This is a genomic window from Brevundimonas sp. 374 (assembly GCF_900102995.1).
GTDB classification, from domain to species: domain Bacteria; phylum Pseudomonadota; class Alphaproteobacteria; order Caulobacterales; family Caulobacteraceae; genus Brevundimonas; species Brevundimonas vesicularis_C.
The window spans coordinates 1,111,836-1,137,645 of the sequence record NZ_FNKT01000001.1 but is presented as its reverse complement, the minus strand read 5'-3'; the positions used below and the strand labels follow the sequence as shown (position 1 = coordinate 1,137,645).

At 67.2% G+C, this 25,810-nt stretch carries 28 protein-coding genes and 2 riboswitches; of the genes, 12 read left to right on the top strand and 16 right to left on the bottom strand.

What is annotated here, in order from left to right:
• The first annotated feature begins 7 nt into the window (after positions 1–7).
• Positions 8–1,567 (top strand): sensor histidine kinase, encoded by a 1,560-nt coding sequence (locus BLR19_RS05645; RefSeq protein ID WP_176758274.1) that lies wholly within the window; start codon positions 8–10, stop codon positions 1,565–1,567.
• Here the strand turns inward: BLR19_RS05645 and ispH are convergent.
• Positions 1,564–2,535, bottom strand: coding sequence for a 4-hydroxy-3-methylbut-2-enyl diphosphate reductase (ispH, locus tag BLR19_RS05640; protein ID WP_091748150.1), 972 nt, complete (start codon positions 2,533–2,535; stop codon positions 1,564–1,566). The genes BLR19_RS05645 and ispH overlap by 4 nt on opposite strands.
• Positions 2,536–2,786: 251 nt before the next feature.
• On the opposite strand from ispH, the gene BLR19_RS05635 reads away from it, so the two are divergent.
• From BLR19_RS05635 to BLR19_RS05615, 5 genes are all read left to right on the top strand, one after another.
• Complete coding sequence (locus BLR19_RS05635; RefSeq protein WP_017505296.1) at positions 2,787–3,146, top strand: AtpZ/AtpI family protein; 360 nt, start codon at positions 2,787–2,789, stop codon at positions 3,144–3,146.
• 6 nt (positions 3,147–3,152) lie between these two features.
• Complete coding sequence (locus BLR19_RS05630) at positions 3,153–3,938, top strand: F0F1 ATP synthase subunit A (protein ID WP_017505297.1); 786 nt, start codon at positions 3,153–3,155, stop codon at positions 3,936–3,938.
• A gap of 58 nt (positions 3,939–3,996) precedes the next feature.
• Positions 3,997–4,221 carry a F0F1 ATP synthase subunit C gene (locus BLR19_RS05625; protein WP_017505298.1) on the top strand — a complete coding sequence of 75 codons (225 nt, stop codon included), beginning with the start codon at positions 3,997–3,999 and terminating at the stop codon, positions 4,219–4,221.
• A 68-nt stretch (positions 4,222–4,289) separates the two neighbouring features.
• Positions 4,290–4,862, top strand: a complete 573-nt coding sequence (locus tag BLR19_RS05620; RefSeq protein WP_084140311.1) for a F0F1 ATP synthase subunit B family protein — start codon at positions 4,290–4,292, stop codon at positions 4,860–4,862.
• Entirely contained in the window at positions 4,862–5,377 is a 516-nt protein-coding gene (locus tag BLR19_RS05615; RefSeq protein WP_091748147.1) for a F0F1 ATP synthase subunit B, read from the top strand. Before BLR19_RS05620 ends, BLR19_RS05615 begins: the two co-directional genes overlap by 1 nt.
• A 76-nt stretch (positions 5,378–5,453) precedes the next feature.
• Here the strand turns inward: BLR19_RS05615 and BLR19_RS05610 are convergent, their stop codons facing one another.
• From BLR19_RS05610 to gcvT, 7 genes are all read right to left on the bottom strand, one after another.
• Positions 5,454–5,924: a DUF6789 family protein gene (locus BLR19_RS05610; RefSeq protein ID WP_091748144.1), complete on the bottom strand. Its 471-nt coding sequence runs from the start codon at positions 5,922–5,924 to the stop codon at positions 5,454–5,456.
• Positions 5,925–6,056: 132 nt separating this feature from the next.
• Positions 6,057–6,491: a hypothetical protein gene (locus tag BLR19_RS05605; RefSeq protein ID WP_255366453.1), complete on the bottom strand. Its 435-nt coding sequence runs from the start codon at positions 6,489–6,491 to the stop codon at positions 6,057–6,059.
• Positions 6,492–6,671: 180 nt separating this feature from the next.
• Positions 6,672–7,589, bottom strand: coding sequence for an SDR family oxidoreductase (locus BLR19_RS05600; protein ID WP_176758273.1), 918 nt, complete (start codon positions 7,587–7,589; stop codon positions 6,672–6,674).
• Positions 7,590–7,655: 66 nt separating this feature from the next.
• Positions 7,656–9,224 (bottom strand): aminomethyl-transferring glycine dehydrogenase subunit GcvPB, encoded by a 1,569-nt coding sequence (gene gcvPB / locus BLR19_RS05595; protein ID WP_176758272.1) that lies wholly within the window; start codon positions 9,222–9,224, stop codon positions 7,656–7,658.
• Between the two features lie 12 nt (positions 9,225–9,236).
• The gene (gene gcvPA, locus BLR19_RS05590) at positions 9,237–10,583 is read right to left on the bottom strand and encodes an aminomethyl-transferring glycine dehydrogenase subunit GcvPA (protein ID WP_091748133.1); all 1,347 of its coding nucleotides are present in this window, start codon (positions 10,581–10,583) and stop codon (positions 9,237–9,239) included.
• Positions 10,584–10,718: 135 nt separating this feature from the next.
• Complete coding sequence (gene gcvH / locus BLR19_RS05585) at positions 10,719–11,084, bottom strand: glycine cleavage system protein GcvH (RefSeq protein ID WP_017505306.1); 366 nt, start codon at positions 11,082–11,084, stop codon at positions 10,719–10,721.
• 11 nt (positions 11,085–11,095) lie between these two features.
• Positions 11,096–12,208, bottom strand: coding sequence for a glycine cleavage system aminomethyltransferase GcvT (gene gcvT, locus BLR19_RS05580; protein WP_091748130.1), 1,113 nt, complete (start codon positions 12,206–12,208; stop codon positions 11,096–11,098).
• A 55-nt stretch (positions 12,209–12,263) separates the two neighbouring features.
• Positions 12,264–12,348, bottom strand: a riboswitch (glycine riboswitch).
• 3 nt (positions 12,349–12,351) lie between these two features.
• Positions 12,352–12,449: riboswitch (glycine riboswitch) on the bottom strand.
• A gap of 105 nt (positions 12,450–12,554) precedes the next feature.
• Between gcvT and BLR19_RS05575 the strand changes: the two genes are divergently transcribed.
• The 3 genes from BLR19_RS05575 to pncA all read left to right on the top strand — a co-directional run bounded on the left by BLR19_RS05575 (position 12,555) and on the right by pncA (position 15,309).
• Positions 12,555–13,592, top strand: a complete 1,038-nt coding sequence (locus tag BLR19_RS05575; RefSeq protein ID WP_091748126.1) for an alpha/beta hydrolase — start codon at positions 12,555–12,557, stop codon at positions 13,590–13,592.
• A 131-nt stretch (positions 13,593–13,723) separates the two neighbouring features.
• Positions 13,724–14,689: a class 1 fructose-bisphosphatase gene (locus BLR19_RS05570; protein ID WP_091748123.1), complete on the top strand. Its 966-nt coding sequence runs from the start codon at positions 13,724–13,726 to the stop codon at positions 14,687–14,689.
• Positions 14,689–15,309, top strand: a complete 621-nt coding sequence (gene pncA / locus BLR19_RS05565) for a bifunctional nicotinamidase/pyrazinamidase (protein ID WP_091748120.1) — start codon at positions 14,689–14,691, stop codon at positions 15,307–15,309. Before BLR19_RS05570 ends, pncA begins: the two co-directional genes overlap by 1 nt.
• Positions 15,310–15,316: 7 nt before the next feature.
• Here pncA and BLR19_RS05560 read toward each other — a convergent pair whose 3' ends face one another.
• The 8 genes from BLR19_RS05560 to xseA form a co-directional block, all read right to left on the bottom strand.
• Positions 15,317–16,627, bottom strand: coding sequence for a Y-family DNA polymerase (locus BLR19_RS05560; RefSeq protein ID WP_091748117.1), 1,311 nt, complete (start codon positions 16,625–16,627; stop codon positions 15,317–15,319).
• Between the two features lie 193 nt (positions 16,628–16,820).
• On the bottom strand, positions 16,821–17,831 hold the full coding sequence (locus BLR19_RS05555) for an adenosine deaminase (protein WP_091748114.1): 1,011 nt from the start codon (positions 17,829–17,831) through the stop codon (positions 16,821–16,823).
• Positions 17,832–17,867: 36 nt separating this feature from the next.
• Entirely contained in the window at positions 17,868–19,670 is a 1,803-nt protein-coding gene (gene argS, locus BLR19_RS05550; RefSeq protein WP_091748110.1) for an arginine--tRNA ligase, read from the bottom strand.
• A complete protein-coding gene (locus BLR19_RS05545) occupies positions 19,670–20,356 on the bottom strand; it encodes a Tat pathway signal sequence domain protein (protein ID WP_091748107.1) in 687 nt (228 codons plus the stop codon). Before BLR19_RS05545 ends, argS begins: the two co-directional genes overlap by 1 nt.
• Positions 20,357–20,464: 108 nt before the next feature.
• Positions 20,465–20,908 (bottom strand): PaaI family thioesterase, encoded by a 444-nt coding sequence (locus BLR19_RS05540; RefSeq protein ID WP_091748104.1) that lies wholly within the window; start codon positions 20,906–20,908, stop codon positions 20,465–20,467.
• A gap of 74 nt (positions 20,909–20,982) precedes the next feature.
• Positions 20,983–21,549 (bottom strand): DUF3035 domain-containing protein, encoded by a 567-nt coding sequence (locus tag BLR19_RS05535; protein ID WP_091748101.1) that lies wholly within the window; start codon positions 21,547–21,549, stop codon positions 20,983–20,985.
• A 71-nt stretch (positions 21,550–21,620) separates the two neighbouring features.
• Positions 21,621–22,127, bottom strand: a complete 507-nt coding sequence (lspA, locus tag BLR19_RS05530; RefSeq protein ID WP_055804071.1) for a signal peptidase II — start codon at positions 22,125–22,127, stop codon at positions 21,621–21,623.
• Positions 22,128–22,191: 64 nt separating this feature from the next.
• On the bottom strand, positions 22,192–23,787 hold the full coding sequence (gene xseA / locus BLR19_RS05525; RefSeq protein ID WP_091748098.1) for an exodeoxyribonuclease VII large subunit: 1,596 nt from the start codon (positions 23,785–23,787) through the stop codon (positions 22,192–22,194).
• A 64-nt stretch (positions 23,788–23,851) separates the two neighbouring features.
• Here xseA and BLR19_RS14780 point away from each other — a divergent pair, with 64 nt between their 5' ends.
• The 3 genes from BLR19_RS14780 (at position 23,852) to purD (ending at position 25,809) form a co-directional block, all read left to right on the top strand.
• Positions 23,852–24,013 carry a hypothetical protein gene (locus tag BLR19_RS14780; protein ID WP_165115848.1) on the top strand — a complete coding sequence of 54 codons (162 nt, stop codon included), beginning with the start codon at positions 23,852–23,854 and terminating at the stop codon, positions 24,011–24,013.
• Between the two features lie 16 nt (positions 24,014–24,029).
• Positions 24,030–24,461 (top strand): hypothetical protein, encoded by a 432-nt coding sequence (locus BLR19_RS05520; protein ID WP_091748095.1) that lies wholly within the window; start codon positions 24,030–24,032, stop codon positions 24,459–24,461.
• Between the two features lie 73 nt (positions 24,462–24,534).
• Entirely contained in the window at positions 24,535–25,809 is a 1,275-nt protein-coding gene (purD, locus tag BLR19_RS05515) for a phosphoribosylamine--glycine ligase (protein WP_091748092.1), read from the top strand.
• Position 25,810: the final 1 nt, after the last annotated feature.

Here is a 25,810-nt window from a genome sequence, read left to right as displayed (position 1 = left end):
GATCACGATGATCCTGATGCTATCGTCCATCGTCGGTATGGCCGGGGTTCTGGCCATCGTCAGTCGCGGCATCGACGCCCACCAGGCCAGCAAGGAAGAAGGTCTGGTGCAGTTGCGTCTGACGCGCGCGCTGGAAACCATTGGCGAGAACCTGACCACCGCCTCCGTCTGGGACGAGGCTGTCGATCGGATGACGGCGGGCGATGTGGCCTGGTACGACCGCAACTTCGGCGCCTTCTACGCCGCGCAGCACAAACATCAGTTCACTCTGGGCTATGATGGGACCGGGCGGCTGTTTCGCATCAGCACGCTGGGCCGACCGGCCGAGACGCAGGTCGGCGAGCCATTCGGCCAGGCGGCCCGGCCGCTGGTCGACGCGCTCCGGGCCCAGGCCGCCGGCCGCGACCGATCGGTCACGGCGGATGCCGGGGTGCGTCTGAAGGCGGCGTTCGTTCGCGTCGGCGACGATGTCTATGTGCTGGGGGCCTCGACCGTGGTGCGGCATACGGCGGGGGGATCGACGCCGGCGTCCGATCCGGTGGTCGCGTCGTTCAAGCCCTTCGCCGGCGAGCTGGAGCCGTTGAAAACGAGGTTGGCGCTGGACCGGATTCACTTTCAGCCCGGCGGTGCTGAGCCGCCCAAGGGCATGATCAGCGTCGATGTTCGCGACGTCGGCGGCGCCCTGTTGGGGCGTGTCGTCTGGGCGCCGGAGCAGCCCGGCTATCAGATCCTGACCAAGGCCGGACCGTTGCTGCTGCTGCTCTTCATCGTGCTGCTGATCGGCACGGGGTCGCTGCTGTGGAACACGACGGCCGACGTTCGGCGCCTCAAAGCCTCGGAGGTCGCCCTGTCCGCGGCGCTGGAGCGGGCCGAGGCGGCGAACCGGGCCAAGACGCGGTTCCTGTCCAACGTCAGTCACGAACTGCGCACGCCCCTGAACGGGGTTCTGGGCATGGCCGAGATCATCGGGGCCGATCTGGTGACGCCGCAGCAGCGCGAGCGGCTGGAAATCCTGAAGGCGTCGGGGCGTCAGCAACTGAGGTTGGTCGAGGAGCTGCTAGACGTGGTGCGGCTGCGCGACGGGGCCGTGGCGCTGGAAACCCGGCCGTTCCGGCCCGACAATCTGCTGCGGCGGGTCGCCAACGACTTCCGGGCCGCGGCCGAGGCCAAGGGGCTGAAGATCTCGGTCGAGGCGGCCGAAGGCGAGTGGCTGGGCGACCCGGTCCATGTCGAAAAGCTGATGGCGGCGCTGACGGACAATGCGGTGCGGTTCACGCGCATCGGCGGCGTGATGCTGCGCGCTGTCGCGCGCCCGGGCGTGGGCGCGGGCCTGGCCTTGGAAGTCGAGGATACGGGGCCGGGCATGGAGCCGGCGGAGGCGGCGCGCCTGTTCGAGGCCTTCACACAGGGCGATGAAAGCGCGACGCGCACCGCTGAAGGGCTGGGACTGGGATTGACGGCGGCGCACGGTCTGGCGGCCCTGATGGGCGGCAAGATCGAGATCGTCACCGCGCCTGGCGCCGGCAGCACCTTCCGCGTCGTCTTGCCTTTGGAGGCTGTCGCCTAGGCCGTCAGCAGGCGCGGCAGTTTGAAGGTGACCGTTTCGCGCGCGCCGTCGTCTTCGGTCACCGTGGCGTCGAAGCGCGCACGGATGGCGTCGACCAAGGCCTCGATCAACGGTTCGGGCGCGGAGGCGCCGGCGGTGACGCCGACGGTGTTCACGCCGTCGAACCAGGACCAGTCCACCTGGGACGCATCGTCCACCAGATAGGCGGCCGGGGCCCCGGCGCGCATCGCGACCTCGACCAGGCGCACGGAATTGGACGAGTTCTTGGATCCGACGACCAGCACGAGGTCGCAGCCCTCGCCCAACGCCTTGACGGCGTCCTGGCGATTGGTCGTAGCGTAGCAGATGTCTTCCTTGTGCGGATCGGGCAGTTCGGGGAAGCGGCGCTTCAGCACCTTCAGGATGCCCGCCGTGTCGTCTACCGACAGGGTTGTCTGGGTGGCATAGGCCAGGGGCGCGTCGCCGGGGCGTTCGAACGATTCGGCGTCGGCTTCGGTCTCGACCAGGGTGATGGCGCCGGGCGGCAGCTGGCCTAGGGTGCCGACGACCTCGGGATGGCCTGCGTGGCCGATCAGGATGATGTGGCGGCCGGCCGCATGATGACGCTCGGCCTCGACGTGGACCTTGGACACCAGGGGGCAGGTTGCGTCCAGGAAGACCAGTTCGCGCGCCCGCGCCGTCGCCGGCACGGACTTGGGCACCCCGTGGGCCGAGAAGACGACCGGCCGGTCGTCAGGGCATTCGTCCAGTTCCTTGACGAAGACGGCGCCCATGGCCTTCAGCCGCTCGACCACATGTTTGTTGTGGACGATCTCGTGGCGCACATAGACGGGGGCGCCGAACTTTTCGATCGCGCGCTCGACGATCTGGATCGCCCGGTCGACCCCGGCGCAAAAGCCCCGCGGGGTGGCCAACCGCACCGAAAGCGGGCGAAGCGGAGCATTGGGGACGGGAACATGCGCATTCATGGCGGCGAACCTAGTCGTTTGCCGCGCTGACCGCCATCGGAGCCGAAGGGCGGATGCGACGGATTCTGTCGCCCGCAGCAGCGGCGCATCGTCACGGCGGGCGGGCGCGAATGGAAAGCCGATATTCTACAATGCTTTAGCGCATGATCACGACGCCTTGACCTGTAGGCCGCTCACGATTAGTTTCCGCGCCGAATTCAGACCCGTCCGGACGCACTGTCTGGACGCCGAACGCACAGGTCCTATCCCCCATGTCGGAATCGCGCGAAGAGGCGATCAAACGCCTCCAAGACAGCGCATCCGCATTGGAGGCGCGGACCACGGCGGAGAAATCCGCCGAACTGACCGGCCATCAGGTGTCGGGTCAGGCCTACAAGATCATCGCCGAGCTTCTCGGCGGCGTCTTCGTGGGGCTGGCGTTCGGAGCGATCGCAGACTGGGCCCTCGGGACCCGTCCGTGGGGTTTGATCGGCGGGGTCCTTCTGGGCTTCGCCTTGTCGATTTACATGGCGCGTCGCACAGCCAACCGGCTGATGGCGCAGGCCAAGGCGCAAGGGACGACGGCTCCGGCCGAGCCCTACGTCGAGGCCGACGAAGACGGGGAACGATAGGGCTTCATGGCCGATCCGATTCATCAGTTTGCGATTCAGAAGGTCGTCGACCTTGGCGACGTCACCCTGCCTGTGCTGGGGACGGTCGATCTGGCGATTACCAACTCGCACATCGCCATGACGGTCGCCTTCGTGCTGATCGTCGGCTTCCTGGCCGCCGTAACCGCGAACGCCCAGGTCGTGCCCGGCCGGCTGCAAGCCGCCGGCGAGGGCCTGTTCGGCCTGATCGACAATCTGGCCGATTCCATCATCGGTCACGAAGGCCGCAAGTATTTCCCGTTCATCTTCACCCTGTTCATCCTGATCCTGGGCATGAACATCCTGGGTCTGTTCCTGACCTTCACGGCGACCTCGCAGCTGGCCATCACCGCCACCTTCGCCCTGATCACCTTCGGTCTGGTGCTGGTCGTCGGCTTCGCCAAGAACGGTCTGGGCTTCTTCAAGCTGTTCTGGCCGATGGGCGCGCCGCTGGCGCTGCGCCCGGTGGTCGGCCTGATCGAGTTCGTGTCCTTCCTGCTTCGCCCGGTCACCCTGGCGCTGCGTCTGTTCGGCAACATGCTGGGCGGTCACGTCGCGCTGAAGATCTTCGCCGGCTTCGTCGTGTCGCTGGGCCTGCTGGGCCTGGGCGGCGGCATCGGTCTGCTGGCCTTCCCGGTCGCGGCCCTGTCGCTGGGCATGGTCGTCGCCCTGACCGCTCTGGAGTTCCTGGTGGCCTTCCTCCAGGCCTTCGTCTTCGCCGTTCTGGCCTGCATCTATCTGAACGATGTGGTCAACCTGGACCACGCCCACTAAAGGGCCGGACCAGTCTCTTCACCCCAACCACCAACGACTTTAATCTAGGAATACAATCATGGACGCTGAAGCCGCGAAGTACATCGGCGCTGGTCTCGCCACCCTGGGCATGATCGGTTCGGCCCTGGGCGTGGGCAACATCTTCGGCAACTTCCTTGCCGGCGCCCTGCGCAACCCGTCGGCCGCCGCCGGCCAAGTCGGCAACCTGTTCGTCGGCGCCGCTCTGGCCGAAGCCCTGGGCATCCTGGCCTTCGTGCTCGGCATCCTGATGATCTTCGGCTGATATCAGTCGATCACGGCGCGCGGGGTTCGCCCGCGCGCCGCTTCATCTGATCCTGCAGTAGACGGTTCATGGCCAGCACCCACACCATCGACGCGGTCCCGCCTTCGGTCGAAGCGGACCTGCACGCCGAGACGGCGACCCCCGCCGAGCACGGCTCGGGCGGCCTGCCGCAATTCCAGTTCGAACACTGGGCGGGCCAGATCGGCTATCTGCTGATCCTGTTCGTCATCCTGTACGTTCTGGTCTCCAAGGTCTTCGCGCCACGCCTTCGCAAGGTGATGGACGAACGGGCCGACACCATTTCCACCGCCGTCGCGACCGCGCGTCAGGTCCAAGCCGAAGCCGCCGAACAGGCCGCCCAGGCTCAGGCCGAAGTCGCCAAGGCGCGCGCTGACGCCCGCGCTACGGCCGAGGCCGCCAAGGCCCGCGTGACCGAAGAAGCGAACGCCCGTCAGGCCGCCGAAGAAGCCGTGGTCAACGCCCGCATCGCCGAGGCGGAAGCCTCGATCGGCAAGACCCGCGACGCCGCCATGGCCAATGTCTCCACCATCGCCTCCGACACGACCGCCGCCATGGTCGAACGTCTGACCGGCAAGGCCGCGACCGCCGCCGAGCTGGCCGCCGTCAAGGGAGCCGCCTGATGAACCTGATCTTCGAACACGGCATCTGGAGCTTCGCCAATGCGGAGATCTGGGTCGGCATCGGCCTGATCATCTTCTTCGGCATCCTGATCGCCGCCGGCGTGCCCAAGATGGCGGGCAAGGCGCTGGACGCCAAGGCCGTCAAGATCCAGGCCGACCTGGACGAGGCTGCGCGCCTGCGCGCAGAGGCCGAAGCCCTGCTGGCCCAGATCCGCAAGGAGAAGGCCGAGGCTGAAGCCCAAGCCGCCGAGATGATGGCTCAGGCCGAAGCCGACGCCCGTCGCTTGGAAGTCGAGACCAAGGCCAAGCTGGAAGAGACCCTGGCCCGTCGTCAGAAGATGGCCGAAACCCGCATCGCCCAAGCCGAAGCCCAGGCCTCGGCCGAGGTGAAGGCCGCCGCCGCCGATCTGGCCGCCAAGTCGGCGGAACAGGTTCTGGCCGCGCGCCTCGCCAGCGGCGCCAAGGATCCGCTGCTCGAAAGCGCCATCGCCCAGATCGGAGATCGCCTGAACTGATCAGGGCTGATCCTGAATGAAACGAGGCCCCCGACGTCGCCGTCGGGGGCCTTTTTCTTTGGACATCAAGCCGTGATCAATGGGCGTGGGCGCCGCCGATGATGGTCGCGCCCATCCGCTTGTCGCGCGCCACCAGACGGGCGTAGACGTTGCCTAGCACGATACCGAAGACTGCGTGGGTGATCAGCAGCCAGGCGAAGGTGCCGAAGCCTGCGCCGGCCGTGAAGGTCCGATAGTTCCCGAACATCACGATGGCGGCCATCATCAGGATCCAGGCGCCGACGGCGAAGACGATGCCCTTGGTCTCGGGCGTGTCCGTCGGCAGGCGGGGACAAAGGATGGCGAACAGCGGCCCCAGGATGAAGACGCCGCTGATTACATGGACGACCCAGCCGACGGCCAGATTACCGGGCATGCCGATCATGCTGGCGATGACCCCCTGAAAGGGATCGAACCAGTTCAGGAACATATTGGGTATTTCAAGCAGTGAGACGGCCACGGTCGCCGCAACGCCGGCGATCAGACCTTTTTGTACGCGTGACATCATGACCTTAGCGCCTCCCAACGCATTAGTGGTTCTCTGATAACGCAAAGTCAGAATACGCCTGACTTGGGAGAGCGGTGTTCACGATCCTGTGGTTAGCGGTTGCAGCAACGCAACCGCGAAATCAGGCGGCGACTAGCGGAACAGTTTGCGGAAATAGCGCCGAACGCTCTTGCGGCCGCGCGAGAGGCGACGGCTCGAGCGTTTGGTCACGATCTTTTCCGCCCGCAGCGCCTGCTGCCAGAAGACGGGCGCGAACTCGGGCTTCTTTCGCATCAGGCGACGGAAGGGATAGACCCATTTCGGCCGCGCATACTGGGCGCGAATGAACTGGCGCTTGGCCCAGAACGAGCTTTTCAGGATGAGCATCAGGCCGACGGCGATGACAGGAATGCCGCCCGGGCCGGGCAGGGGGGCGATCAGAAGGCCAAGCAGCACGACGAACAGACCGCCGATCATCAGCGCCCAGCGTTTGACGACCCGCAGCGTCGAGGCGCGCGGCTTGTCTGAACGGACGAAGGGAACGGGGAGTGAGGTCACGAATACGCCGGATGGGAGGAGGAGCGTCATGACAACGATCGCCACGGGCGCGCGATCCCTCGTCGGGAAAGGAAAAGGCGACCGTGACGACCTTGCCACAAGACCCCTTAACGCCCTGCGTCCATGGCGGATGGATGTCCGGCGGGTGAAGCTTTGGTCATGAAGAGACGATCGCTCCGCACCGTGGCGCGACGGACACGTCTCGCGACATCAGCCGTAGGCGACCCCCGTAAGACGCTCCGATTCCGACCACAGACGCCTGGCGACATCGGCGTCCCTGGCCTGGCGCTTGATCACCGCAACGCCAGGCGGGCCCTTCATCTCCTGAAAGCCGGTGGGGCCGTAATAGCCGCCGGGCGTCGGGTCCGGCAGGGTCGCGGCCATCAGGATCGGCAGGGCGCCGTCGGCGGCCGAGTGGCTGAGCACGGCCTCCAGCAACCGGGCGCCGCGCGCGAACAGGCCGGGCTTGCCGGCATGGCCGTTGGCGATCAGGTCGGTGCGGGCGAAGCCGGGATGGGCCGCCACGCTGGTCAGGCCCCAGCCGTTGGCGTCGCTGCGGCGCTGAAGCTCCAAGGCGAACATCAGCATGGCCAGTTTGGACTGCTGATAGACAGGCCACGGGCTGTAGTGGGTCTGATAGTTCAGGTCGTCCAGGCGGATATGGCCGCTGCGGTGGGCGACGCTGGACAGCTGCACCACGCGGGCCTTTGCCGCAATCAGCAAAGGCAGCAGGCGGCCGACCAGGGCGAAGTGGGACAGGTAGTTGGTCCCGAACTGCATCTCGAAGCCATCGACGGTCGTCTGGCGTGTCGGCAGGGCCATGACGCCCGCGTTGTCGATCAGGATGTCGATGGGGCGTCCCGTCGCCAGATGGCGCTCGGCGAAGGCTTGGACTGAGGCCAGGCTGGCGAGGTCCAGCAGATCGAACCGCACGGCCGCGTTCGGATGACGAGACCGGATCAGCCGTTCGGCCTCGGCCCCCTTGTCGGAATTGCGGGCCGCCAGCACGACCTCGGCGCCTTTGCCGGCCAGCACGATGCCGGTTTCCAGCCCCAGTCCGCCGGTCGCGCCGGTGATGATGGCCAGTCGGCCGGATAGGTCGGGGATGTCGTTCGTCGTCCAGGTCATGGCCATGACCTAGCGATGGATCAGCCCCGCGTCAGCCCCTTCCCGCAGGATGGGGCGACTTCAGGGTCAGGCCGCCTTGTTGGAGCCTTCCGGCGCGGTCCAGCGCAGAACCGGCGAACGGGCGGCGCGGGTTTCGTCCAGACGTTTCAGCGGCGCGTGGAAGGGCGCGCCTTTGAAGCGATCGACGTCGCCGGCCTTGGCGGCCCCGGCCAGGGCGCGCATCGCTTCAATGAAGCGATCCAGCTCGGCCTTGGACTCGGTTTCCGTCGGCTCGATCAGCATGGCGCCGTGGACGACCAGCGGGAAGTACATGGTCATCGGGTGGAAGCCCTCGTCGATCATCGCCTTGGCGAAGTCGAGCGTGGTGATGTCCGTGCCCTTCAGCCATTCGTCGTCGAACAAGGCCTCGTGCATGCAGGGACCGTCGGGGAAGGCGGCCGACATCAGGTCCGACAGGCGGGCCTTGATGTAGTTGGCGTTCAGGACGGCGTCCTCGGCGACCTGACGCAGGCCGTCGGCGCCGTGCGACATCATGTAGGACAGGGCGCGGGTGTACATGCCCATCTGGCCTTGGAAGGCGCACAGACGGCCGAAGGCTTGCTCGGCCTCGTCCTCCTCGCGCTCGATCAGGCGATAGCCGCCGTCGTCATGCACGACCCAGGGGGCGGGCGCAAAGGGGGCCAAGGCTTCGGAGAGGACCACCGGACCCGCGCCCGGACCGCCGCCGCCGTGGGGCGTCGAGAAGGTCTTGTGCAGGTTGATGTGCATCGCATCGACGCCGAGGTCGCCGGGACGAACCCGGCCGACGATGGCGTTGAAGTTGGCGCCGTCGCAGTAGAAATAGGCGCCGGCCTCATGCGTCAGGCGGCTGATCTCTAGGATGTCGCGCTCGAACAGGCCGCAGGTGTTGGGGTTGGTCACCATGATGGCGGCGACGTCGTCACCCAGCTTCAACGCCAAGTCGGCGACGTCCACGCGGCCGTCTTCGGTCTGGGCCACTTCGACCACCGAATAGCCGACGAAGGCGGCAGTGGCGGGGTTGGTGCCGTGGGCGCTGGTGGGAACCAGAACCTTGCGGCGCTTCTCATGCTGGCCCGACGCCTCGTGGGCGGCGCGGATCGCCATCAGACCGCACAGTTCGCCGTGGGCGCCGGCCTTGGGCGACAGGGCGACAGCGGGCATGCCGGTCAGGGTCTTCAGCCAGTGGGCCAGGGTGTCCATCAGCTCGAGCGCGCCCTGAACGGTCGAGATCGGCTGCAGCGGGTGGATGTCGGAGAAGCCGGGCAGGCGGGCCATCTTCTCGTTCAGGCGCGGGTTGTGCTTCATCGTGCACGATCCCAGCGGATAGATGGCCAGGTCGATGGCGTGGTTCTTTTGGCTCAGGCGCACATAGTGGCGCATGGTTTCCGGCTCGGACAGGCCGGGCAGGCCGATCGAATCCTTGCGGACCAGGTCGCCCAGGTCGGAGCCGTCCGTCTTGGGTTCCGGCAGATCGACGCCGGTCTTGCCCCAGCCGTCGCCCTCGAAGATCAGGGCTTCGTTCTGCAACAGGCCGCGGCCGCCGGTCAGGGTGGCGGGCTTGGTCTGGACCTGGTTCGGGGCGGTCGGGCGGCCGACGGTGTTCATGGTGCTCATGGTCAGTATCCCTTACGCGCCGAGGACTTTGGAGAGCGACTTGGCGAGGATCTGGATGTCGGCATCCAGGGTCGTCTCGGTCGCGGCGACCAGCAGGACGTCGTCCATGCCGGCGTCGGGGGCCAGGCGGCTGTAGGGCACGCCGGCCAGGACGTGATGGGCGGCCAACTGATCCACGACCTCGGCCGCGTTCTTGGGCAGGCGCACCGCGAACTCGTTGAAGAAGCGGTCGGTCAGGATTTCGACGCCCGGAATGGCGGCCAGGGCGTCGCGCGTGGCGACGGCCTTTTCGTGGTTCAGCAGGGCCAGCTTGCGCAGGCCCGTCTCGCCCAGCAGGCTCATGTGGATGGTGAAGGCCAGGGTGCACAGGCCCGAGTTGGTGCAGATGTTCGACGTGGCCTTGTCGCGGCGGATGTGCTGCTCGCGGGTCGACAGGGTTAGGACGAAGCCGCGTTCGCCGTCGGCGTCCACCGTTTCGCCGGTCAGGCGGCCGGGCATCTGGCGGATCAGCTTCTCGCGCGTGGCGAACAGGCCGACGTAGGGGCCGCCGAAGTTCAGGGCGTTGCCGATCGACTGGCCTTCGGCCGCGACGATGTCGGCGCCCATCTCGCCAGGCGACTTCAACAGGCCCATCGACACGGCCTCGGTGATCACCACGATCAGCAGGGCGCCGGCGGCGTGGGCGGCCTCGGCGATCTTGGTCACGTCGGTGGCCGTGCCGAAGACGTTGGGGGTCTGGACGACGACGCAGGCGGTGTCGGGACCGATCTGGTCGATCACGGCGGCCTCGGCGTCCACGGCGGCGGGCAGGGCCAGGGTCTCGACGCCGACGGCATGAACCACCGTCTCGGTCGCCTTGATGTAGTGCGGGTGCACGCCGCCTGAGATCACCGCCTTGTTGCGGCGGGTCACGCGGGTAGCCATCAGCACGCCCTCGGCCATGGCGGTCGAACCGTCGTACAGGCTGGCGTTGGCGACCGGCATCCCGGTCAGGTTCGCGACCTGGGTCTGAAACTCGTAGAGGTACTGCAGCGTGCCTTGGGCGATTTCCGGCTGGTAGGGGGTGTAGCTGGTCAGGAACTCCGAGCGCTGGATCACGTGATCCACCGTCGCCGGGACGTGGTGCTTGTAGGCCCCTGCGCCGCAGAAGAAGGGCACGGCGCCGGCCGTGGCGTTCTTGGCCGCCATGGCGGACAGGGCGCGCTCGACCTCCAGTTCGCCTGCGACGCGCGGCAGATCGACGGGGCCGTCCAGCCGGGCGGCCTGGGGCACGTCCACGAACAGATCATCGATGGATTTCGCGCCGATGGCGGCGAGCATCGCCGTGCGGTCGTCGGGCGTCAGGGGGAGGTAACGCATATCCGGTTCCTTGCATCCGTCATCCTCGGGCTTGACCCGAGGACCGGATGTTGTGCGGCTCGTGCGCCAAAGGCTTCGCACGAGTGGTTGATCGTCCGGCCCTCGGGTCGAGCCCGAGGGTGACGGAGTTTAAAACTAGAGGGTCTTCAGGAAATCGTCGTAGGCGGCCTGGTCCATCAGGGCGTCCAGTTGCGAGGCGTCCGAAACCTTGATCTTGGCGAACCAGCCGTCGGCCTCGGCTCCCGAGTTGACGGTTTCCGGGGCGGTCGACAGGGCGTCGTTCGCCTCGACCACTTCGCCCGAGACGGGGGCGTAGACGTCCGACGCCGCCTTGACGCTTTCGACCACGGCGAAGCTGTCGCCCTTGGAGACGGTCTTGCCGACTTCAGGCACTTCGACGAACACCACGTCGCCCAGGGCGTCGGCGGCGTGTTTGGAGATGCCGACGGTGGCGATGTCGCCGTCCAGGCTGACCCACTCGTGATCCTTGGTGAACTTCATGGTCTGATCTCTCAGGCTTTGGGTTTGCGGTAATAGCGTTGGGCCACGAAGGGCATGGCGACGACTTCGGCGGCGGCGGTCTTGCCGCGCACGATGACCTTCAGCTCCGTGCCCAGGGCGGCATGGGCCGGCGGGACGTAGCCCATGGCGATGTTCTTGCCCAAGGTGGGGGAGGGGCCGCCCGAGGTGACCTTGCCGATCACGGCGCCGTCGGCGTCGGCGATCTCGGCGCCCTCACGGGCCGGGGCGCCTTCCTTGACGATCAGACCGACGCGAACGCGGGCGGGGCCGTCGGACAGTTCCTTGAGGATACGGTCGGCGCCGGCGAAGTCCCCGCGTTCCTTGCGCGACTTGGACAGGGCGAAGGTCAGGGCGCCTTCGACCGGCGAGGTGGACGGGTCGATGTCATGGCCGTGCAGCGGCAGGCCGGCTTCCAGACGCAAGCTGTCGCGGGCGCCCAGGCCGATCGGCTTGACGCGAGTGTCTTCCAGAATGGTGTTCCAGATGCGCTCGGCCTGGTCCGCCGGGACCGAAATCTCATAGCCGTCTTCGCCGGTGTAGCCCGAGCGCGAGACGTAGCAGTCGGCGCCGAACAGCATAAGACGGGCGCATTCCATGAAGCCCATTTCGGCCAGGATCGGCTCGTGCGCGGCCATGACCTCGGCGGTTTCCGGCCCCTGGATGGCGATCAGCGCGCGGTCCAGCACCGTCAGCTTGGCGTCGCCTTCAAGGTTCGCCTCCCAGAAGGCGAAGTCCTCGTCCTTGTTGCCGGCGTTGACGACGACGAACAGGCCGTCGTGATCCGGCCGTCCGGCCATCAGGTCGTCGATGACGCCGCCGTCCTTGTTCAGCAGCAGCGAATACTTCTGCTTGCCGGCCTTCAGGATCGCGTAGTCGCCGGGCACGAACCGCTCGAACTGGGCGGTCGCATCCTCGCCGGTGATCTTGCACTGGCCCATATGGGAGACGTCGAAGAGACCCGCGTGTTCCCGCGTCCAGCGGTGCTCAGCCAGAACGCCTTCGTACTGGACCGGCATGTCATAGCCGCCGAAGCCCACCATGCGGGCGCCCAGCGCGCGGTGCGCGGCGTTCAAAGGCGTGGTCTTCAGGGTCTGGTCGGTCATGGTTCAGGCTTTCACGGTCGCGTGTTGTGGCGGAGCTCCGCCGTCCTCGCGCCCCCGCTGTCCTGAAGCCTGAGAGATTCCGGCGACCAAATCATGTCGCCTTGCTCCGTCGGCGCGCCCGAATGGGCGACTTTCCAGCGTCCGTGTGCTTCGCGGTCCGTTTGCCTGAGCGTTTCCGGGGCGGTTGCGCCTTCGGCGTCGAACCCTGTTTCCAGCGCCCGATCTCTCCCGCGAGAGCATGCGACGTAAGGCATCGACTCAAGCGCCAAGTCAAGCGGTCCGGGAACAAGGATGCGTGCTGCGGGTTGTCGTTCCGAACCCCGAAACCAAACCCAGGAATGCGAAAATGTCCATTATAGACAAGCTGTTCGGCGACGGCGACAAACCGCGCGATACGCCCGCCAAGGCCGATGGCCCGATGCAGAAGGTGCTGGACGAACTCGCGTCCCTCGGCGGCAAGCCCATCGAGACCCTGTCGCCCGAGGAGGCTCGCCAGCAACCGACCCCGACCGATGCGGTGAAATCGCTGTTGCGCAAGGACGGCAAGGACCCCAGCGACGACATGGGCGTCAAGACCAGCGACATCACTATTCCCGGCGCGGCCGGCCCGATCCAGGCGCGCATCTACAAGCCGCACGACCATTCCGAAGACAAGCTGCATCCGGTCGTCGTCTATTTCCACGGCGGCGGCTTCGTGATCGCGGATCTGGACGTCTATGACGGCGGCCCGCGCGGCGTGTCCAAAATGGCCGATGTGATCGTGGTCTCGGTCCATTATCGCCAGGCCCCGGAACATCATTTCCCCGCCGCGCACGACGACGCCCTGGCCGCTTATCGCTGGGTGCTGGAGAATGCGCAGACCTTCCGCGGCGACCCGCAGAAGGTGGCCGTCATGGGCGAAAGCGCAGGCGGCAACCTGGCCATCGGCGTGTCGATGATGGCGCGCGACGCCGGCCTGGCCACGCCCAAACATCAGGTGCTGGTCTATCCGGTCGCCGGTGTGGACATGGACAATGAGTCCTACGTCGAGAACGCCGACGCCAAGCCGCTGAACAAGCCGATGATGAAGTGGTTCGTGAAGCACATCTTCGCCAACGAGGCCGATGCTCAGGATCCGCGCATCAATATCGTCGAGAAGGCGAACCTGTCGGGCCTGCCCTCGACGACGGTGATCTGCGCCGAGATCGATCCGTTGCGCACCGAGGGCGAACTGCTGGCCGAGAAGCTGGAGCAGGCGGGCGTCGACGTGCGTCACAAGACCTTCCACGGCTCGACGCACGAGTTCTTCGGCATGGCGGCGGTCGTGCCGGATGCGGCGGCGGCCCAAACCTTCGCCGCCCACGAACTGAAACGGGCGTTCGGTACGGCGATCCTGCCGATCTGAGGGACAACGCCGAAGGATAAGGAAACGCCCCGGTTTCGCCGGGGCGTTTTCGTTGTCGCCTCGCCCTGCCGCCTTGCTCTGGGGCCTGTCCCCGGCCAAAACGGCGCAACGCCCAGAACCGGACCGACCGCATGACCCGCACACGCCTTGACGCCCATATCGCCGCCCTAGATGCGCCCAAAGGACTGAAGACGGTTCTGACCGTGGTCGCCGCCACCTGCGCGGACATCAGCAAGGTCGTTGCGGGCGGGGCCCTGGCCGGGGCGCTGGGCGCATCGGGTCAGATCAACGTGCAGGACGAGGAGCAGAAGAAGCTCGACGTCATGACCAACGACATTCTGACCGAGGCCCTGCTGGCCAGCCCGGCCGTCGCCGGCGTCGCGTCGGAAGAGATGGACGAGGTCCAGCCGGCCTCCAATCCGGCCGGCGACTATCTGGTGCTGTTCGACCCGCTGGACGGCTCGTCCAACATTGACATCAACGCGCCCGTCGGCACCATCGTCTCGGTGCTGAAGTCCACGACCGCGACGCCGACCGAGGCCGATTTCATGCAGCCCGGCCGCCATCAGGTCGCCGCCCTCTACGCCGTCTATGGACCGCAAACCATGCTGGTGCTGACGACCGGCGCGGGCGTGAAGGGGTTCACCCTGTCGAACGACGGCGACTGGATCCTGACCCACGACGACATCGCCATTTCGCCGGACACCAAGGAGTTCGCCATCAACATGTCGAACCTGCGCCACTGGGCCGAGCCGGTGCAGACCTATGTCGGCGATCTGCTGAAGGGCGATGAGGGGCCGCGGGCCAAGAACTTCAACATGCGCTGGGTCGCGGCCATGGTGGCGGATGTTCACCGCATCCTGATGCGCGGCGGGGTCTTCCTCTATCCCTGGGATCGGCGCGAGCCGAACAAGCCGGGCAAGCTGCGGCTGATGTACGAAGGCAATCCGATGGCCTTCCTGGTCGAGCAAGCGGGTGGCAAGGCGACGACGGATGGTCGTCAGGCCATTCTGGACGTGCAGCCCGAGCATCTGCACCAGCGCATCCCCGTCGCGCTCGGTTCGGCCAACGAGATCGACGCCTACGCAGGCGTCTGATGAGCGCCGCCCTTCTGGTCATCGATCCGCAGAACGACTTCTGCGAAGGCGGCCGTCTGGCGGTGGCGGGCGGCGCGGGGATCATGCCGCTGATCAACCGGCTGGCGGCTCGGTTCGACCGGGTGATCGTGACCCAGGACTGGCATACGCCGGACCAGATCTCTTTCGCCTCCAACCACCCCGGCGCGGCGCCCTTCACCGAGATCGAGGTGGCCTACGGTCGCCAGATGCTGTGGCCGGATCATTGTCTTCAGGGCACGCCCGGTGCCGACTTTCATCCCGACGTGTCACCGACGGTCGAGAAGGCCATGGCCGTGATCCGCAAGGGCTATAATCCGGCGGTCGACAGCTATTCCGGGTTTTTCGAGAACGATCACCGCACCTCGACGGGGCTGGCCGGCCTGTTGCGTGAACTGGGCGTGACGCGCGTTTTTCTGTGCGGTCTGGCCTTCGACTACTGCGTCCGTTTCACGGCCCAGGACGCGGTTCGCGAGGGGTTCGAAGCAATGGTGATCGCCGACGCCAGCCGGGCCATCGCGCCGCAAACCGAGGCGGCGGCCCAAGACAGTTTCCGGGCCTTGGGCGTGGCTGAGATCGCGGCCGCGTCCCTGCTGAGCTAGGTGTGCCTCACTCCCAGAAATCCTCGGCCTCGGGGATGCGGGTGAAGGCGATCTTGGCGCCGATATAGTCGGGCAGGCCGGCCTTGGGGCCGATGCTGACGGTGTCCTTGCCGTAGCGGCGGTTCAGCGCATCCAGCGCCTGGGACAGGCGAAGAGACGGGGCGTCGCCGTCCTGATCCGGACCGGCGGCGAACAGGTCCGTCTCGAAATCGTCGCGGGATTTCAGGCCGTGCACCCCGACCCCGACATAGCTCAGGCGTCCCGCCTCCAACTCCGGCTCGACCTTGCGCCACAGACTGTCGAGCGCCGCCAGCAGGGCGAAGGTGTCCTGCGTCGGCGCGATGGGGCAACTCATCGCCGCCGTTTCCCAGCCGCGACGACCGCTTCGGGGCGTCGCCTTCGGCCCCATGTCCAAATGCAGGGTCAGGCTGGCGCCGGTCAGGCCCATGCGCCGCAGACGCGCCCCGCACTTGACCACCAGCCGCCGCGCCACGGCCCGCGCCTTGTCCGGGGTCCGCATGGCCTGGGCCAGAACGTGGCTGTGGCTGATCGAGGCGGGCGGTTTTTCCGGGGTCGGCTCGCTGTCCAGACCGTGCAGTCCGCGCCAGATGCGTTCGCCCTCGATGCTGTTCCAGACCGCCCGGGCCTGTTTCGCGCTCATGTTCCAAAGGCCGGCCGTGTCGGTGACGCCCGCCGCTTGCAACCGGATCTGCATGCGCGAGCCGATGCCCGGATATTTCGACAGCGGCAGGTCCAGCAAGAGGCCGGGCAGTTCGTTGGCGCGCAGCACCGTCAACCCGGCGGGCTTCTGCATGCCGCAGGCGGTCTTGGCCAGGAACCGCGACGGCGCCAGCCCGACGGACGACCGCAGACAATCGCCGACGTTTTGCAGGATGCCCGCCTGAATGCGTCGGGCCAGGGCGACGGCGTTCGCCTCTAGCCGTTCTGGACCGAGCAGTTCGCATGAACACTCGTCGATCGAACCGACCTTCCACACCGGAACATGGCGATCGATCTCTGCCATGATCTGCTGATGGATTTTAACGTAGAGGTCGGGGCGCGCCTCGGCGACGATCAGGTCAGGGCACAGTTTGCGCGCCTCGGACACCCGCATCCCGGTGTGAACGCCCCAGGCCTTGCTCTCATAGCTGGCGGCGATGGCGCCGGTGTATTCGCTCATCGCCGGCCGCACGATGACCGGCTTGCCCCGCCAGGCCGGGTTCATCTGCTGTTCGACGCTGGCGAAGAAGGCGTTCAGATCGACGAACAGCCAGCGGAGGTTCGCGCTGTCTTCAGCCTTGGTGCCAGATTGGTCCATAATCGGAACATAACAGGAACGTATGGCGGCCGGAAGCGATGACCGCTTCATTTCGTCATTCCGGGCGAAGCGTAGCGAAGACCCGGAACCCAGGGCCGCATTCCCTCTGCACGATACAGCCTAGGCCGGATGCGCGCCTCTTGGGTTCCGGGTTCGTCCTTCGGACGCCCCGGAATGACGAAAGGAGAGGGCGTCAGTGCCCCGCCGCGTAGGCCTCCACCTCATCCAGGTAGGCCGCCTTCTCCGCCTGGCCCAGGAACGACCCTTCGAAGCTGTTCTTCGCCAGCTGCGTCACCTGATCGCGTGTCAGGCCGACGGCCTCGGCCAACCGGCTGTAGTTGTCGTTCACATATCCCCCAAAATAGGACGGGTCGTCCGAGTTCAGGGTGACGTGCAGGCCCCGGCGCAGCATCTCTGGGACGGGATGGGCCTTCAGGTCATCGACCACGCACAGCTTCAGGTTCGACAGGGGGCAGACGGTCAGGGTCATCTGCTCGGCGGCCAGCCGCTGCACCAGCGCCTCGTCCTCCATGGAGCGATTGCCGTGGTCCATCCGGTCGATGTTCAGCAGGTCCAGCGCCTCATGGACATAGGCGGGCGGACCTTCCTCGCCGGCGTGGGCGCACAGTTTCAGTCCCAGGTCGCGGGCGGCGGCGAAAACGCGCTGGAACTTGGACGGTGGGTGGCCGACCTCGGACGAATCCAGCCCCACGCCGATGAAATGATGCAGATAGGGCTTGGCCGCCTCAAGCGTCGCAAAGGCTTCGTCCTCGGTCAGGTGGCGTAGGAAGCTGAGGATCAGGCCGCTGGACACGCCCAGCTCCGCCTTGGCCCGGTCCATGCCTGCGATCAGCCCCTCGACCACCACGCCGAAGGGCACGCCTCGGTCGGTATGGGTCTGGGGATCGAAGAAGATTTCGGCATGGCGCACATTATCGGCCGCCGCGCGCTGGAAATAGGCGAAGGCCAGATCCTCGAAATCCCGCCGAGTCAGCAGGACGGCGGCCCCCGCATAGTAGATGTCCAGAAAGTCCTGCAGGTTCGAGAAATCATAGGCCGCCCGCACCGCCTCGACGCTGTCATAGGGAATGGACACGCCGTTGCGCTGCGCCAGTTCGAACATCAGTTCGGGCTCCAGCGAGCCCTCGATGTGCAGGTGCAGTTCGGCCTTGGGCAGGCCGGCGATGTAGGCGTTGAGCGACATGGGCGATCTCCGGGAGGATGTCGCCCCGTCTATACCCTACATCCGCTCCGGCGTGTCGATGCCCAGCAGGTTCAGCGCGATTTCCAGCTGGCGCAGAGCCGCAGCGGACAGGGCCAGACGCGAGCGTTTGGTCGCTTCGTCCGGCGCGATCAGCACGGGGCAGGCGGCGTAGAATTTCGAGAAGGACTGGGCCACGCGATAGGCGTGTTCGGCGACCAGATGCGGCATCCGCTTGTCGTAGGCGTCCGACACGGCGGTCGAGAAGGCGTCCAGCGTCAGGGCCAGATCGCGCTCCGCCGGTTCGGCGATGACGATGGCGCCGGGCGTCAGTCCCTGTTCGGCGCCCTTGCGCAGCAGGGATTTGATGCGGACCGACTGATACAGAAGATACGGCCCGGTCTTGCCTTCGAAGCTCATGAAGCGGTCGAGATCGAAGACGTAGCTGGTCGTGCGCGCGTTCGACAGGTCGGCGAACTTCAGGGCCGCAATGGCGACGTTGTGCGCGATGGCCTCGAACTCTTCCGGCGACAGGTCGTCGCCCAGCTTGGCCTCGTGCAGGCGCTCGCGCGCCTTTTCGGTCGCCTGATCGATCAGGTCGCGCAGCTTCAGCACCCCGCCCGCGCGGGTCTTGAAGGGCTTGCCGTCCTGTCCGTTCATCGTGCCGAAGCCGAGATGCTCCAGCGCGCCCTCTTCGGCGTAACCGGCCAGATAGGCGGCGCGGAAGACCTGTTCGAAATGCTCGGCCTGGCGTTCATCGACGACGTAGAGGGCCAGGTCGGGCGAAAGAGCCTTTTTGCGGTCCAGGATCGTGGCCAGGTCGGTCGTGCCGTACATGGCCGAACCTTCCGAGCTGATGACCAGCAGGGGCGGGGGGGAGGGAGCCTCGATCACGGAGCCGTCGGCCAGCTTTTTCTTGCGCGTTACGCCGGGCTTGGCGACGTGAACCACCTGGGCGCCGTCGTCCTCGACCAGCAGGCCGGTCTCTTTCAGGTGCGCGAGCATTTCCGGCATCTGCGGATCGGCGTCGCTTTCGCCGTTCCACAGGTCGAAATCGACTGACAGATCGCCGTATTCGCGCTTCAGCGCCTCGCGGCTGACCGCCACAAAATGCCGCCACAGCGCGCGGTAGCCGGGACGGCCGTTCTGAAGTTCCGCCGTCGCCTTGCGGGCGCGATCGCGGAAGGCCGGATCCTCCTTGGCCTTGCCGGCGGCCTGCGGATAGAGGCGGTCCAGATCGGCGAGCGTGACCGGGCTTTCGGCCGGGAAGGGGCCGTCGCCTTCGGCCATGAAGGCCTCGGCCAGGCCCTCGTCGCCGCAGGCGACGATCAGCAGGCCCATCTGGAAGCCCCAGTCGCCGAAGTGGGCGTCGCCGGTGACGTGGTCGCCGCGGAAGCGGAACAACCGCTTCAGGCTCTCGCCGATGATGGCGCTGCGCAAATGGCCGACGTGCATCGGCTTGGCGACGTTGGGACCGCCGTAGTCGATGACCACCTGGCGGCGTGCGGCCACGGTCGCGGCGCCCGCGTGGGCAGCGTCTTGCGCCACCTCGGTCGCCCGTTCTGCCAGCAGCGCGTCGGAGAGCTTCAGATTGATGAAGCCCGGTCCCGCGACCTCCACCGAGGCGAAGCGGGCATCCGCGCTCAGGCGCTCGGCGAGCTTGCCGGCCAGACCGCGTGGATTGGCCTTCAGCGCCTTGGCGGCGGCGAGCGCGCCATTGGATTGGAAATCGGCCAGATCGGGGCGGTCCGACGGGGTGACGCGGGCCAGGGCCGGGTCCACGCCTTCGGCGGCGAAGGCGGCGGCGACCGCTTCGCTGAGGACGGTCTTCAGATCAGACATTATTGGCTCGGTGCGGAGGCAGGCGAGGGCGTGGCCGGCGTGGTGCCGGCGTTAACGCGGAAGCGGCTGCCCGAGCGGTTGAACTCGGCCATTTCCGGCGTCACGTCGAAACCGACCAGGATTTCGAAGTTGCTGCCGCTGGTCTCGATGCCGGCGCGCGGAATGACGATGGTGCGCTTTTCGGTGACTGAGGCGGTGCGCTGGCCCTCGAAGTTCACCGGCAGGTCGAAATATTCCTTGGACAGGATGGCGTTGTTCCGCTCGGTCACCGCGATCCAGTAGCGGTAGGTGCGCTGCTCGCCCGTCGCCTGCGGGCCCCGGCCCAGGTTGAACAGCACGTCCATATCGACGCGAATCGGATCGGCCTCGCGATATTCGCAGTCCGAAGAGATGCCTTCGATCTCGCCGGTATAGCCGACGTTGGCCACGGCGGCGCGGCCGCCTTCCAGCTCGACGTAGCGGGCGGCGTCGTAGAGAATCTTCACATAAGGGCAAGGGCCGGCGTTGGCGCGGCGACGCAGGGGCGCGATGCGCGGCGCGCGCGACGGCGCGGCGTCTTCACCCGAGGCCTGCTGCTGTTGCCCGCCGCGCTCGCGTTGACGCTGGGAGGTCTGGGCCTCGGCGGCGACGGGCAGGACGGAGGCCGCGATGGAGAGGGCGGCCAGGGCGGTGAACACGCGACGCATCAGCTTATTTTTCCGACAGCGAGAGAGGGCGCACGACGATCGGCGGCCGATCATCAACGCTCGCCGCTGATAGCGGCTAAAGCGAGGCGCGGCAAACGCTTGCTGCCCTCAGCGCTCCATCACCAGGCAGGTCGACGTCGCGGTCGCATAGAGCTTGCCGTCCAGGCCGCGCAGATCGGCCTCCGAGAAGGCTGCGCGGCGACCGGCCTGAACGATCCGGCCCTCGGCACGAACCGGCGTGCCGGCCGTCAGCGCCTTGTGAAAAACCGTCTTCAGTTCCAGCGTCGTATAGGTCTGGCCCGGCCGAAGCGTGGAATGGACGACGCAGCCGCAGGCCGAGTCGAGCACCGTCGCGATCCAGCCGCCATGGACCGTGCCCAGCGGATTATAGACGGCGGTGGTGGGGATGGCCTCGAACACTACCCGGCCTTCTTCAACTTCGGTCAGTTCGAAGCCGACGGTGCGGGCGATGGGCGCGATGAAGCCGCCCGTCATGCCCAGACGCAGTTGGTCGATCCCGGACAGGACGGCGATATCGACGGTTTCGGTCATGCAAACGGCTCCTGATCAGGTCCGTTTACAATAAGGACGGACGCCGCCGTGGCAAGCGCCCGTCTTGGCGGTCCTTACAGGCCCGGCAGTTTGAAGCCGTTGCTGCGACGCGGCTGGATCGTGATGGCCTGCTGGCCGCCGGTCAGAGCCTGAAGACGGGCGGCCTCGGTCGAGGCGTCGATGGTCTTCTGGCCTTCGGCGGTCTGGCGAACCGTCGGGGCCTGGGTCGAGGCGTCGTCCTTGCGCCAGAACATCAGGCGGTTGGCGAAGCTTTCGTCCTTGTGCGCCAGATCGCCGAACTCGTCATCGACGACATAGCGGGCCAGCGGGTCGGCCTGTTCGCCGCCGGCCTGGGCCACCAGAACCTGTTCGCCCGGCGTGCGGGTGACGGCCTGACGCTGACCCAGAAGGATCTGACGCGCGGCGCTTTCGGGGGCGAGTTCCTGCGGGCGCGGCTGGCCGGGCGCGGGCGGACGCAGGCCGTATTCCGGCGGAACGCTGAGCGGGGCGGTCGAGACGGTGACGAACTCGTCCGGCACAACCTTGGTCAGGCCGATGCCCTGTTTGATGCCGCCGCAGGCCGAGACGGCGAACGCGGAGGAGGCGACGAGGGTCAGGACGGCGACACTGCGGATACGCATGGTTTCAGGCTCTGGTCGGCTGATGCGGGAAGCGCCGCGATGGCGCAGTCGGCATAGTGAAGACGGGGTGATTACGACTTTTCGACGGCCGCGCCAACCTTGGCGGGTTTGTCAGACACCAGACTGTCGATGATCAGCAGCACGACGCCGATGGTGATGGCGCTGTCGGCGACGTTGAACACCCAAGGAAACACGCCTGTGCCCGAGAAGTCGATGAAATCGACCACATAGCCAAAGCGGATCCGGTCGATCACATTGCCCAGCGCCCCGCCCATGACGAAACCGATTGCGGTGATCAGCAGGCGTCGGTTCGACTGCGTCGCCCACCAGGCCAGGCCGGCCGAGACGACGATGGAGAAGATGGCCAGGCCCCAGCGCGCTTCGCCACCGCCGAACAGGCCGAAGCTGACGCCGGTGTTTTCGACCCAGCTGAAGTTCAGGATTGGCGGGAAGACGGGGATGCGGCCGACTTCCTGCAGCGACAGGCCGCTGATGATCCAGGCCTTGGTCAGCTGATCCAGGACGATGATCAGGAGGGCGAACACATAGGCGGTGACGGCGAGGCGCGTGATCTTCATGCGGCGCCGTTAGCAGGAAGCGGCGCCGGGGCGAAGCGGAAAACGCGGATCCTATCCGGCGCCGTCAGAACAGGCTGCCCTGATCCGCGGCGGACGGCTTCGGCTTGGCCGCCGGACGCGGCGGGGACGGACGGGGTTCGCCGCCGTCGATCGTCGCCGGCTGAACACCGTCGCCGAACACCAGCTTGACGGCCTGACCGGCTTCCAGCGCCTTGGCCGAGGTGATCCAGGCGCCGTCTGAATCTTCCACGCGGGCGAAGCCGGGCTTGGGACGTCTGGGGTCCAGGGTCGTCAGCGCGCGAGACAGCGCCGCCAGGCGATCGGCGTCCCGCTCCAGCCGACGGGGCATGACCCCGTCCAGTCGCGCGCCGACGGCTTCGAGCCGCGCCTGACGCTGGTCCAGCCGTCGATGCAGCGGTTCGGGCGACAGCCGCCCAGAGACCTGCAACAGCCGCCGCTCGCCGCGCGCCACTCCGGCCTGAAGCGCCGCGCCCAGCCGATCGCGCGCGCCGCGCAGCCGGTCCTGACCTCGCTCGATCCGTGTGCGCAGCAGGGCCGGGCCCAGCTTGCCGCCCGTCACCGCCAGATGCCGCTCGTGCAGGGCGACGTTGCGTTGCAGGCCCGATCCTAGACGGCTCGACACATGGTCCAGCCGTTGCTGCGCCAGGGCCAGCAGGTCCTCCGGCCGCGCCGGCAGGCCGCGCGCCACGGCCCGCAGGCGCGTGCGTCGATCCTCGATCAGCCGTCCGCCTGCCTGCACCATGCGCCGGTCCATGTCAGCGACGGCGTAGCGCAGGTCCGCCAGTACCGGCGTCGCCATTTCGGCCGCGCCCGTCGGGGTCGGCGCCCGGCGATCCGAGACAAAGTCGATCAGGGTGGTGTCGGTCTCGTGCCCCACGGCCGAGATGATCGGAATGCGCGCCGCCGCCACGGTCCGCGCCAAGCCTTCGTCGTTAAAGCACCACAGGTCCTCGACCGACCCGCCGCCGCGCGCGACGATCAGCAGGTCGGGGCGGGGGATCGGCCCGTCGGCGGTCATCCCGTCAAAACCGCGAATGGCGTTCGACACCTGACCGCAGGCCGATTCGCCCTGAACGACCACAGGCCAGACTATGACGCGACAAGGCCAGCGTTCCGCGATCCGGTGCAGCACGTCGCGGATCACCGCGCCGGTCGGGCTGGTGATCACGCCGATGGTCGCGGGAAAGGCAGGCAGGGGCTTCTTGCGCCCGGGTTCGAAAAGCCCTTCCTCACGCAGGCGGACCTTCAGCCGCTCCAACTGGGCCAGCAGGGCGCCGGCGCCAGCCGCCTCCATGCTCTCAATCACGATCTGATAGGAGGACCGCGCCGGATAGGAGGTGATCTTGCCGGTGACGATGACCTCCAGCCCCGCCTCGGGCTGGACGCCGAGGCCGCGCACCGACCCCTTCCACACCACGCCGTCGATGGCCGACTTGTCGTCCTTCAGTGTCAGATAGATGTGGCCCGAGGCGTGGCGATTGACCTTGGAGACCTCGCCGCGCAGCCGCACGTGGCCGAACCGGTCTTCCAGCGTGCGCTTCAGCGCGAACGACAGCTCCGAGATCGACAGGGGCGGATTGTTGTCGCGCGGGGCAGGGACCTCGGCCGGACCTTCGAATACGTAGGTGTCGTCGCTCATGGAAGCATCCTAGCCTGCGTCGATCCGCCCGGGAACGCCGCACGCGCCCTGTCGTTCGACTTTCATGGCCGCCGACCCGCCCGGAACCGATCCTTCTGACCGTGACCCGCACGAGCGCGATCTGTCGCGCCGCGCCGGGGGCGGCGGCGCCATGAGCCCGTGGCTGATCATCGGCTGCATCATTCTGCTGGGCCTGGGCGTCTATGTCGTCTCGGCCCTGCTTTAATGCCCAAGGAGGCCGTATGAACCGCTTCGTCCCGCTCGCCGCCATTCTTTGCCTGACCGGCGGCGTCGTCGCCTGCTCGGATCGCGACGACGATGTGGTCCAGGCCCCTGCGCCGGGCGCAGCGCCCGTGGCCTTGCCGGATCAACAGGCGGATGCCGCCGCCTCGAACGCCGCCCTGGCCTTCAACATGACCCGCGATCAGCTGGAGGATGCGGGCCTGTATTCGCGCGCCAACGTCGATCTGGGCGACGTGGAAACCCTGGTGCTGGACGCCTCGGGCGCCCTGACCCATTTGGTCGTCGAGCTGGAAGGGCCCGGCGACATGAAGGTGCGGGTTCCGGTCGCGGATGTTGCTCCGATCGACCGCAACGGCGACCGGGATCTGGTCACCGATCTGACGCCCGGCCAGCTTCAGGCCCTGCCGGCCTGGACCCCGCCCGTTCGCTGATTGAACGCTGAATGCGGCGTTAAGTCTGACGGGCGCTTGACCGGCCCGCGCCGGCCGGTCATTGCCCGATCTCATGAACATTCTTCTCGTCGGATCGGGCGGCCGCGAACACGCCCTGGCCTGGAAGATCGCCCAGTCGCCGCTGGTCACGCGTCTGGTCGCCGCACCGGGCAACCCCGGCATCGAGAAGCTGTGCGAGCTGCGCGCCCTCAAGGCGGACGACGCCGACGGCCTGGCCGCCCTGGCCAGAGAGATCAAGGCCGACCTGGTCGTTGTGGGGCCCGAGGTGGCGCTGGCCGCTGGTCTCGCCGACCGTCTGGCCTCGGCCGGCATTCCCTGCTTCGGGCCGACCGCCAAGGCGGCGCAGCTGGAAACCTCGAAGGCCTTTTCGAAGGGCTTCCTTGAACGGCACGAAATCCCCACCGCCGGTTACGGCGTCTATGACACGGTCAAGGACGCCAAGGCGGCGCTGGACGTGTTCCGGCCGCCCTATGTCATCAAGGCCGATGGCCTGGCCGCCGGCAAGGGCGTGGCCATCAGCCCCGACCGCCCCGACGCCGAGGCCGAAATCGAACGGATGCTGGGCGGCCGATTCGGTGCGGCCGGCGCCCGCGTCGTGATCGAGGAGTTCATGGACGGCGAGGAAGGCTCGCTGTTCGCCCTGTGCGACGGTCAACGCGCCGTGCTGTTCGGCGGCGCCCAGGACCACAAGCGCGCCTTCGACGGCGACCTTGGCCCCAACACCGGCGGCATGGGCGCCTACTCGCCCGCGCCCGTCTTCACGCCCGAGCTGGTGCAGCAGGCCGACGCGCTGATCGTCCAGCCGACGATCCGTAAGATGGCCGAAGAGGGCGCGCCCTATCGCGGCGTCCTCTACGCCGGCCTGATGGCGACCGAGGACGGTCCCAAGGTGGTCGAGTTCAACGCCCGTTTCGGCGACCCGGAATGCCAGGTGCTGATGATGCGGATGGCGGGCGACATCGTCCCCTATCTGCTGGGCTGCGCGCGCGGCGACGTCTCGGGATTGGCCTCGCCCGCCTTCAAGCCTCAGACGGTGATCTCCGTGGTCATGGCGGCCAAGGGTTATCCCGACAGCCCACTGGAAGGCTCGATCATCCGCGGCGCCGATCAGGACTTCGGGCCTCATGTCCAGGTCTTCCATGCCGGGACCAAGCGCCGCGACGACGGCTTGCTGGCCGCCTCGGGCGGGCGCGTCCTGAACGTCTGCGCCGAGGGCGACGACATCGCCCAGGCCCGCGAACGCGCCTATGCCGCCATCCGCAAGATCGACTGGCCGGGCGGCTTCAACCGCTCCGACATCGGCTGGCGGGCGCTGGACCGGGGCTGAA